Below are 10169 nucleotides of genomic sequence, written 5' to 3' on the forward strand. Positions count from 1 at the left end.
ATATCGACTTAAATTGGTGAAATTCGCCTTGCCACACACGACCCATAACGTTACAAACAGACTCGCTAGAAATTGGCCTTGCGGTTTGCGAAACCACCCACTTGATTCAGTAGGCTGTGTACAATATCCATAATGCGATTCATCTCGTGCTTGAGTTGATACTGGCACCTTATCCGATGAATCGCTTTTTGTCGATTTTTACCCCTTTTTTCTCTGGAAAATGTGTCCGGAGTATTGATACATAGAATCGTGGGCCGATCATCTGGGATTGGCTGAACTGCTTGATCGATTGCTCCAAGCGTCTAGTTGTAAAACTGATTAAGACAATCGAAATAATGGCGATTTAGTCATCCCAGACGATCGAATCCTGCGAAATCAATAGCTGAATCGCAATCGCTATTTCATCAAGCTAATTAATGCTTCTAACAACGTCTGATTTTGTTCATCGGTGCCGACGGTGATGCGCAGTTTGTCATCCAAACCGGGCTGTTTAAAATAGCGAACCAGAATGCCCCGATCTTTCAGCGCAAGGTAGAGATCCCCAGCAACAGCACCCGTTGGAGGAGTTGCCAGCACGAAATTACCGTGGGACTCCAGCACGGTGAAACCCAGATTTTTCAGATCGATCGCTAACTGCGCACGGGATGCTTTCACCTTTTCAGCGCAGTCATTTTTGTAGGTTTGGTCACGCATGGCAGCGGCTCCCACCAACGTCGCGATCGCGTCGATGTTATAGCTGTCTTTGACCTTGAATAAGCCCTCTAACAGTTTGGGATTGGCAATCCCAAAGCCCATGCGCAGACCCGCTAAGGAATAGCCCTTAGACAAGGTGCGAAGAATAATCACATTGTCAAATTCCTGCACCAACGGCAGGGCGGAATATTCAGCAAAATCGACGTAGGCTTCATCCACCACCACCACGCCGGAAACCCGCCGCGCTAGTTCCCGAATGTCATCCAGCGGAATGGAGTGGCCGGAGGGACTGTTGGGTGAGGCGAGGAACGTGATGGCTCCGTTGGCCGCAACCAGTTCCTCGATCGGCAGACGGAAATCAGCGGGATAGGGAATCTCCAACACCTCAGCGGGCTGCATCTCCGACAGGGTACGGTAGAGCACATAGGTGGGCATGGGGTAAACCACTTTGCGATCGTGGCCCTCTGCACAGGCTCGGACGAGGATATTCAGCACATCGTCGCTACCATTGCCGACGATGATCCAGTCGCTCGGCACCCCCAGGGCATCGCTGACCGCCTGACAAAATTCGCGGGCAAAGGGATCGGGGTAGCGCCGCAGCCATTCACCATCCAGCTGGTGCAGGACTTCCATGGCCTGGGGCGACGGGGGATAGGGATTTTCGTTGGTGTTGAGTTTAATGATGCGGGTGCCGGGTTTGGGCTGTTCTCCGGGCACGTAGCCCGTCATAGCGTCAACGGCGGGACGAAAGTAACTCATAGATCCTCAAGGGCGCGATCGCGCAGTATTTCCAAGATCGTCCATTGTAAATCAGTGAGTCTATAAATTAGTGAGTCCATAAGACGACTTAATACGAATGGGCTCCCTTTTGGGTACTCTGATCCACAGACAGTTGCTAGAGGGGAAGAAGCTAAACGATGGTGCTCAATTTATTGGCTGTATTCGTTGTATTATTAACGATTTTGATATTCTACTGGGCCTACCAGGCTTATCAAAAAACATGGATGAGCTATACACCCGTTGACTACCTACAGACATCCAAAGAAAATCGATCTCCGTGGCGTTGGCGGCAACCCAGCCCAAAGCTTGGCATTCCCTTTAATACGAGTCATCGTCCCGGTGTTCACGATGAGCCGAATGTTAGTAGCCTCGTATTCCATCCCATCTTTCTGTCGGCTGATGTATTATCACCGCTCTCCGGTATGGCTCTTATCGGTTTTGACCTAGTTCTCATCCTCAATTCGCAGATTTCTGGAAATAACTTTATTTTTGCGTTCTTAATCTATTCTTTTTTATTTTATTTGGGCTTGTATTTTTTTAGATATGGCGATCGTGTTCTGAAAATCAATCTGTATCCAGATCGTCTAGAAATCGTTGCTAAATTTGCAATTGTTTTTACTCGAAAAGCAATCTATAAACGCGATGAGATTATTAGCATCAATAGCAAAATCCAGTCATTCTGGACTCTGGGAAAGGGGCAAACTCAACCCGATTATAAACTCATCATTGGGCGATCGCTGGGTGGCGTTTTCCAGCTAGACCGAACTTTTCGCCTACGGTGTGATCCCACCCAAGGTTCCTGGACTATCGGTGGATTGAAGCATTGGAAGTCCCTCTAGGGTCGCAACGGGCCGGGATTGACTAGCAATGTTGGGGAACTCATTTGGGTGCGGCTTCCTGATCAGACTGTGCAAACACATCTCGTGTTACTTGGGACAGCCCTGCGATCAATCCTAAAAGCGGATTGACTAGGTTATCCTGCGCTTCTGATGTAATAATCGTTGTGCGTTGCTCCTGGGGGGTGGGCAGATTTTTAGCAATGGCGGGTAACTGAGCAATTAACTGAGATTGGATCAAGCGATCGGACATCCCATTTTCAATGTCCCGCTGCTTACGGTTTAAATCCAATTGGCGATCGCGCTGATGGTGATCGGCTTGGTGCCGCAATTCCGCTACATCCAGACTGGCTGTGACATCCGCCAGGGTTTTCTGAGCCTGCACAGTATCCAGTTGCATTTGCTGCTGTACCTTTTCCATTTCTGCGGTAATGCGTTGTTTCTCTAGCTCCAATTCTTGCAAAACTAACTCTAGTTGGGCTTGGTTCCGTGCCTGGGCTGTGCGGTTTTGTTCAGCCAAAATCTGGCGTTCGGCCTCCTGTTCCACTTGGGTTCGGCGCAATTGCTCCGTCTGTTCCCGATCGTAGGCAATGCGAGTTTGTTCCGCCTGCAATTGTTCAATTTCGCTGGCCACATTCAGTTCCCCCCGCTCGCTGCTGAGGCGATTGGCTAACTCCCTGGCGGTAATTTCCCGATCGCTTTCCAGTTGCGCCAGTCGTGCCAGCTTTTCCCGTTCCGCCCGAAAGGGAGCCTGGAGGTTCTGCCAGAGCTGCGTCGAACTGACGATCGCTTCCTTAATCTGCACGGTTACAATTTTCAGCCCCAACCCCTCTTCACTGCCGCTCCCTTCTGCAACTGTCTGTAAGCGGTGGGTTAATTCCTCGATAATCGGTTGTTTGTCGCTTAAAACTTCATCAATACTGAGGGTTGCCACTTTATCTTTGATGGCTGCTTCTGCCTGCTCCCGCAGTTGTAAATTCACAATGCCCATGGGATCTTCTAAATCAGAAAAATCCAATTTCCAATAGGCAGTGGCAATGTCATTAATAATCCATTGCACATAGGCTTGTACAACTAATCCCTGCCGTTCTGTACAAATGCAATTGGCATTAATTAAAATCGTTTGTACCGCCGCAGGAATGACAAGAAAGGAATCGGTGAGGGGATTGAAGCGAAAGGAAATTCCTTTGCCAATGTGTAAGGGTTCACGATGGCCCCGTCGGGTATGCACCACGTATACATTGGGCGGAACGATGACACTTTTCCAAATCCAGAATCCCGTAATCCGGTAATCGATCGCGCGGCTGACGGGTGGCGCAATTCCACCCAAAGGTGACGGGGCAGAAGCTGCGGGAGCCATCCGAGGCCGACTGCTGCTGAGTTTACGATCAACTTCAGCTTTTTCTTGCAACACCTGTTGGAGATAGGTATTTTCTCCCGGTTGATTACTCATCGTATGTATCGTGGGGATAGCGACGGCATAGCTCCTCCATTAGTAGCCTATGGAACTGTCCAACCGCAGGTTTTACGAACTTTTCTAAATTACAATTTGTTTTGCGTTGACATTCCCTGTCCTGCAAGGCTGCCTGCGAAAACAGACTATTGGGATGATTTAGCGCGCCGTAGAGTTGCCACTAAATTCTGGCGCATGGGTTTGGGTAAATAAGAGAGTGTGACGCCGACCATGGCTTTACCTTTCGATCGAACCCGCGATCGCGCCATACTAGCCTGTACCAAATGTCGCCCTTTGGTAATTTCCCCCGTTTCGATCAAATACCACCCCAGTTGTAACTGCGTTTCTGCCAAGCGAGATCGACGAACCTGTTCCAACTCACCTTGGAATTCGTAGGACTGCAAATACTGCACCTTGTCACTCAGGTAGGGAATGGCGCGGTGGATGCCCTGTTGTTCCGGATGGAAGCGGTATTCCATCAACCGTTCCGGCAGGTAATAAGCCCGGTAGCCCGCCAAGGCCAAGCGGACAAACAAGTCATTATCCTCACAGTTTTGCCAATCCCGGCGCATGTAATCCACCGCCTGCAACGCCGATCGCCGAAACAGCGTCGCCCCAATCTGCAAACTCTGGCGCACAAACACCACCGTCAGCAAATCCGCGATCGGCCCCTCCGGTAAATTCGATCGGCCCCAGCGCTGGGAATTCTGATCCGACCAATCCTGCCGCCGTTGGTTCTGCTCATCAATCACCCAGTGGTCCGTGCCCACAAACCCGATCGCGGGCTGTCGATCTAAAATTTGACTCGTTTTTGCCAAAAAATCCGGAGTCAGCCGATCATCATCGTCAAACTTAATAAAGTAATCCCCCGTCGCGGCCTCATAGCCCGATCGCATGTTGTTGCTCTTGCCAATATTGCTATTGTGGCGCAGGTAGCGAATCCGGGGATCGGTATACCCTGCCATCACCTGGGGCGTTGCATCCGTCGAGCCATCATCGCAGACCACCAACTCCCAGTCGGATTCCGTCTGTGCCACAACACTGGCGATCGCAAAGGGCAACAGATGGGCACGATTAAAAGTGGGAATGCAAACCGTAATCTTGGGCATGGGAGCCATCACAACGCTTCCCCCTCAGTTTGCCCCATCTCTGCTGTTCTGCCCCATCTCCTGTCGTTAATTCACCTCTACCATGCGTATTCTGCTGCTCTCGGCCACCTTTCCCTATCCGCCCACCCAAGGGGGCACCCAGGTACGCACGTTTAACCTGCTGCGCTACCTTCAGCAACACCATGAAGTGACGTTGGCCACCCTGAGAACGCCGGAGGTTCAGGACAGCGAGATTACTGCTTTGCGGGAGTTTGTGACGGACTTGATCCTCTTCGATCGGCCTGCCAATCCCGCCGTTAATCCAGTGACCAAGCTGCTGCGCCTGGGACAGTTCATCGCCACGGGCCAACCGTCGGGGGTGCGATCGAGCTATTCGCCGGAACTGCAAGCCTGGGTCGATCGAGCAGTGGCCGATGGGAAATTTGACGTGATTACCTGCGAACATAGTGTTAACGAAGCCTACATCCGGCCTCAATTTCAGCGCACGGTTCGGACAGTCGTGAATGTCCATAGCTCCGTCTATGCTTCTTGCCGCAACCAATTGCAAACGGGAACCACTGAAAACCCCCTGCGCGATCGCATTTATTTACAACTCCTGAAACGCTACGAGCAACAATTTAGCCAAAAATTTAGTCACATTGTCGTGACCACGATCGACGATCGACGGGAATTTCAGACCTTTGCGCCCCAGACCCCAGTCAGCGTGATTCCCAACGGTGTGGACTTTGCCGCCTTTCCCCTGCGTGCTCAAGATCCCGGTGGTCAACGGTTGATCTTCATTGGAGCGATGGATAACTTAGCCAATATCGACGCTGCCCGTTACCTAGCCCGTGAAATTTTTCCCCAAGTGCGCCAGCGCTACCCCGAGGCAACGTTGGCGTTAGTGGGATCGCGGCCTGTCCCGGAGGTGCAGGAACTGGCCCAGATTCCCGGCGTCACGGTAACGGGGCAAGTGCCTTCCATGGCGGACTTTCTCCACCGTGCAACCGTCTGTGTGATTCCCATGCGCACCGGATACGGGATTAAAAATAAAACCCTGGAGGCCATGGCAGCGGGCATCCCCGTGGTGGCCAGCGATCGGGGCTTGGAAGGGTTACAGGTCGATCGGCTGTCCTACGGCGAAAATTCCGCTGCGATCGGGCCCCTGCGGGCGTTGCGGGCCAACGATGTTACGGAATATGTTGAGTCAATTGCCCAACTTTTGGATAACATTTCACTGAGGCAAAGTCTCTCTCAATCTGCGCGGGCTTACATCGAAGCCGAATTTACCTGGGAAGGCGCTGGCCAGCGCTACGAACAAGTGCTCACTGGACTCTAACTGAATCCCCCACTGGATACCCTCACCATGCGCCGTAACAGTCGCCCTGACGATGATCATGCTTCCTCCAACCGTGCGCAACGATCGCAGCGGCGACGATGGATTGAAAAGCGGGTTGAAAAACGGATGGATAAGCGCCTAGAACAGCGCCAAGGGAAACCGCGATCGGCCCAACCGCAATCCGCTCAACCGTCTTTTTTCCAATCGTTATTTTCTGCGAAGAAAACCCAGAAGCAAGCGCTGGCAGCCTCGTCGGATTCTACGGCAATGACTGTGCGATCGTCCCACGCCCCAACGCTTTCGAGTCCCTCGCCAGGAACCCCCGAGGGGAAGCCCCCGAGTCGATTGATACGGTTAGCGATCGGATGTGGGCGATTTTTGCGAGGATTATTGCCCTGGGCCTTACTGCTCAGTGTGGGCAGTTTGGTGGTGGGTGCGGGTGTGATTAGTGCGCAGTTTATCGTCCAGCCGAAATCGGTGGTGTGGTTGAATCGTTACCTGCCGGAAAGCTGGCAAATTCCGGTGTCTGATTGGGACGCTCCCCAAACCTTAGCGGAAATTCGAGCGGAGGTGAAACAGGAGGGCCATATCCTAGGCGAGAAGCTGGCCCTGGCGGGAAAGGATGTCTTGTATCCGGTGGTGGCTGAAACGTTTAATTGTTCTGCCAAATGCGATCGCATTGTGGAATTGCGGGTCTATCGACCAGCGCAGCACCCAGGGCGCAGTTCCCACGACCCCCATTACCAATTGATGAGCCAAATTCCGCTGGCCGGACTCGAAGAGTGGTTTGTGCTGGAACCGATGGCCAATTTGCAAATGGTAGCCCATGGGACTTCGACGGTGCTGGGCCTTGATCGTGTGGAAAAAGTAGAACCGCCCAATGGGAAATCGGGGATTTGGTTGAATGCGATCGGGGAAAAGGATGCGGGGGGCAATCGGCTGAAGTTTGGGCGGTTAGTGCAGTATGACCCCAAACGGGGGCAGTTGCAGGCGCTGATTCCCTGGACGAGCCCGACGGGGGAGTTGCCCTACTGGCAGCAGGTGACAGGTAATTCGCAACCGGAATTGATCGTGAATCAAACGGTGGGACTGGAACCGCAGTTGCAAATTTATCAATTGATTCAATCTTCGCAAGCTTTGCGCCTTAAGGAGATTGCTTTGCTGAAACCGGCATTGCAGGCAGGCGATTATGGGGATGCACTGCTGTTGGCCCGCAGCGGGTTGTGGTCGATCGCCCTAGAACGGCTGAAGGCGATTAAGCAGCAGGAACCCAAGTGGCCAGCCCAGGCCCAAGCCCAATTGGATTTAATTCAACGCCATGCCAACTTGACCCAAGCCCAAGCCAAGCAGTCTTCCACCAATCCCAGCCAACAAATTCTGTCGCAGTTGATTGATGGACAATGGAAGGCCGCGATCGAGGTGTTTCAGGCCGCGAAGGACGATCGGGAAAGTCTGCTGGAAAACATTCGGTTAGATGCGGGCCGTGTGTGGCGGCGGGTGATGACGGCGGTGGAACTTGATCCGGGCAATCCCTACGCACAGGTCTGGGGAGCCGTGTTAATGGACGATCGCGAAGGCCGTAAGTCTACCCAAAAGTGGTTACAACGGTTAGGTAGAAGTGCAACCCGCGATCGGGTGATTGCCCAAATGGTGCCTAATTTGATTCCCGCAACGCCAAAACCCAAAAAACAACAGATTGCCACTCAGCCCAATGGGATGCTTAATTCGATCGAGGGGAATCCGCTCACCCCACCTGCTGATATGCCGCCTAGTGCCAATTCACCGGAGAGTGCCGATCCTAGCCCACCTCCCTTCTAATTCCAAGATCAATTGTTGATGATCATGGTTACGATCTCAATCGCTGTTCTGGAAGATTTTATTGACTAATATCTGTATCTAACTCACTTATACGGGTGAGTTTTTTAATCTGTCAACGTCAGCATTCTCACTTCTAGAATCGCTATAACTTTTTTCTTTATTCTACCGTTTGTGGTTCTGTAGCTGCATAAGTTCAACTACGCCATGAATAGAGACTATCCAGTAAATGAAGAACAGATGCTCAACCGCAGGATTGTCTTGGGTATTTGTTGTTCATTTACGATTTGTTGTGTAAGAGACAAGTAGCATGATTATTAACGGTACTAGTAATAACGATACCCTCAATGGCAGTGTTGAAAATGACACTTTGTCTGGATTGAAGGGTAACGATATCCTAGACGGCAAGGCTGGCGCAGATACCTATCTGTTCAACCGGGGTGATGGCCAGGATACTCTGGCTGACAGCAGTAACGATACCAACATTGACCAGTTGGTTTTCTCGGGGACGGGATTAACTTCAACGAACGTGATCGTGACGCGGGTCGGGACTACTTCCGATCTCAAGATTACGTTTGGCGGCGGCATCACCGATTCCGTTATCCTGAAAGACCAGTTGTATGGTTCGGGTAACTCCCTCAATTACGGCGTGGAGAGCGTTAAATTCAGTGATGGCGTTGTCTGGAACGAAGAACAACTCTGGGCTGCTTACCTCAAACAAGGGGCAACAACCAACGATCGCTTAGAAGGCACCAAGCAGAACAACATCCTGCGCGGTGGACTAGGGAGTGATTTCTTGGATGGTAATGCTGGTGCGGATACCTATCTGTTCAACCGGGGCGATGGCCAGGATACTCTGGCTGACAGCAGTAACGATACCAACATTGACCAGTTGGTTTTCTCGGGGACTGGATTAACTTCAACGAACGTGATTGTGACGCGGGTCGGGACTACTTCCGATCTCAAAATTACGTTTGGCGGTGGCATCACCGATTCTGTCCTTTTGAAAGATCAAGTCTACGGTTCGGGTAACTCCCTCAATTACGGTGTGGAGAGCGTCAAATTTAGCGATGGCGTTGTCTGGAACGAAGAACAACTCTGGGCTGCTTACCTGAAGCAGGGGGCAATGACCAACGATCGCTTAGAAGGCACCAAGCAGAACAACATCCTGCGCGGTGGACTGGGGAGTGATTTCTTGGATGGCAATGCTGGGGCTGATACCTATTTATTTAATCTGGGTGATGGTCAAGACACTCTAGCTGATAGCAGTAACGATGTCAGCATTGACCAGTTGGTCTTCTCGGGGACTGGATTAACTTCAACGAACGTGATCGTGACGCGGGTCGGGACTACTTCCGATCTCAAGATTACGTTTGGCGGTGGCATCACCGATTCTGTCCTTCTGAAGGATCAGATCTACGGTTCGGGTAACAGCTTGAACTATGGTGTAGAGAGCGTCAAATTTAGCGATGGCGTTGTCTGGAACGAAGAACAACTCTGGGCTGCTTACCTCAAACAAGGAGCAACAACCAACGATCGCTTAGAAGGCACCAAGCAGAACAACATCCTGCGCGGTGGACTGGGGACTGATTTCTTGGATGGCAATGCTGGGGCAGATACCTATTTATTTAATCTGGGCGATGGCCAAGACACTCTAGCTGATAGCAGTAACGATGTCAGCATTGACCAGTTGGTCTTCTCGGGGACTGGATTAACTTCAACGAACGTGATCGTGACACGGGTTGGCACATCCTACGACCTCAAAATTACGTTTGGCGGTGGCATCACCGATTCTGTCCTTCTGAAGGATCAGGTCTACGGTTCGGGTAACAGCTTGAACTATGGTGTGGAGAGCATCAAATTTAGCGATGGCGTTGTCTGGAATGAAGAACAACTCTGGGCTGCTTACCTGAAGCAGGGGGCAATGACCAACGATCGACTAGAAGGCACCAATAAAAACAATACGATTCGCGGGGGGCTGGGTAATGATTTCCTAGATGGCAAAGCAGGGGCTGATAACTACTTATTTAATCTAGGGGGTAGTGTTCTTTTGTAAAGGATGGAGGAAAATAGAGAGACGTGATTCATTGATTCAGTCATGTCATCTATCCCAGCCTTCCTCCGATGTCCGAACTGTGGCTCCGAAGACATCATGAAAAACGGAA

General features: G+C 51.3%; 7 protein-coding genes. 4 read left to right on the forward strand and 3 right to left on the reverse strand.

Annotation, left to right across the window (positions count from 1 at the left end; all coding sequences use genetic code 11):
• Positions 1-396: 396 nt before the first annotated feature.
• A complete protein-coding gene (gene hisC / locus H6G21_RS25185) occupies positions 397-1452 on the reverse strand; it encodes a histidinol-phosphate transaminase (RefSeq protein WP_190577384.1) in 1056 nt (351 codons plus the stop codon).
• A gap of 158 nt (positions 1453-1610) precedes the next feature.
• On the opposite strand from hisC, the gene H6G21_RS25190 reads away from it, so the two are divergent.
• Positions 1611-2312: a hypothetical protein gene (locus tag H6G21_RS25190; RefSeq protein WP_190577386.1), complete on the forward strand. Its 702-nt coding sequence runs from the start codon at positions 1611-1613 to the stop codon at positions 2310-2312.
• Positions 2313-2352: 40 nt separating this feature from the next.
• Here H6G21_RS25190 and H6G21_RS25195 read toward each other — a convergent pair whose 3' ends face one another.
• Both H6G21_RS25195 and H6G21_RS25200 read right to left on the reverse strand, forming a co-directional pair.
• Positions 2353-3762 (reverse strand): SPFH domain-containing protein, encoded by a 1410-nt coding sequence (locus H6G21_RS25195; RefSeq protein WP_190577389.1) that lies wholly within the window; start codon positions 3760-3762, stop codon positions 2353-2355.
• Positions 3763-3908: 146 nt separating this feature from the next.
• On the reverse strand, positions 3909-4871 hold the full coding sequence (locus tag H6G21_RS25200; RefSeq protein ID WP_190577398.1) for a glycosyltransferase family 2 protein: 963 nt from the start codon (positions 4869-4871) through the stop codon (positions 3909-3911).
• 82 nt (positions 4872-4953) lie between these two features.
• Between H6G21_RS25200 and H6G21_RS25205 the strand changes: the two genes are divergently transcribed.
• The 3 genes from H6G21_RS25205 to H6G21_RS25215 all read left to right on the forward strand — a co-directional run bounded on the left by H6G21_RS25205 (position 4954) and on the right by H6G21_RS25215 (position 10060).
• Positions 4954-6189, forward strand: coding sequence for a glycosyltransferase family 4 protein (locus H6G21_RS25205; protein WP_190577391.1), 1236 nt, complete (start codon positions 4954-4956; stop codon positions 6187-6189).
• A gap of 27 nt (positions 6190-6216) precedes the next feature.
• Complete coding sequence (locus H6G21_RS25210) at positions 6217-8007, forward strand: hypothetical protein (protein ID WP_190577393.1); 1791 nt, start codon at positions 6217-6219, stop codon at positions 8005-8007.
• 307 nt (positions 8008-8314) lie between these two features.
• A complete protein-coding gene (locus H6G21_RS25215; protein WP_190577396.1) occupies positions 8315-10060 on the forward strand; it encodes a calcium-binding protein in 1746 nt (581 codons plus the stop codon).
• Positions 10061-10169: the final 109 nt, after the last annotated feature.

The organism is Alkalinema sp. FACHB-956, from assembly GCF_014697025.1.
GTDB lineage: Bacteria > Cyanobacteriota > Cyanobacteriia > Leptolyngbyales > Leptolyngbyaceae > Alkalinema.

What these genes read in the sequence shown, in the direction of transcription:
- H6G21_RS25215 (WP_190577396.1), top strand. Translation starts at nt 8,315, where the DNA reads ATGATTATTAACGGTACTAGTAATAACGATACCCTCAATGGCAGTGTT.
- H6G21_RS25210 (WP_190577393.1), top strand. Translation starts at nt 6,217, where the DNA reads ATGCGCCGTAACAGTCGCCCTGACGATGATCATGCTTCCTCCAACCGT.
- H6G21_RS25205 (WP_190577391.1), top strand. Translation starts at nt 4,954, where the DNA reads ATGCGTATTCTGCTGCTCTCGGCCACCTTTCCCTATCCGCCCACCCAA.
- H6G21_RS25190 (WP_190577386.1), top strand. Translation starts at nt 1,611, where the DNA reads ATGGTGCTCAATTTATTGGCTGTATTCGTTGTATTATTAACGATTTTG.
- H6G21_RS25195 (WP_190577389.1), bottom strand. Translation starts at nt 3,762, where the DNA reads ATGAGTAATCAACCGGGAGAAAATACCTATCTCCAACAGGTGTTGCAA.
- hisC (WP_190577384.1), bottom strand. Translation starts at nt 1,452, where the DNA reads ATGAGTTACTTTCGTCCCGCCGTTGACGCTATGACGGGCTACGTGCCC.
- H6G21_RS25200 (WP_190577398.1), bottom strand. Translation starts at nt 4,871, where the DNA reads ATGCCCAAGATTACGGTTTGCATTCCCACTTTTAATCGTGCCCATCTG.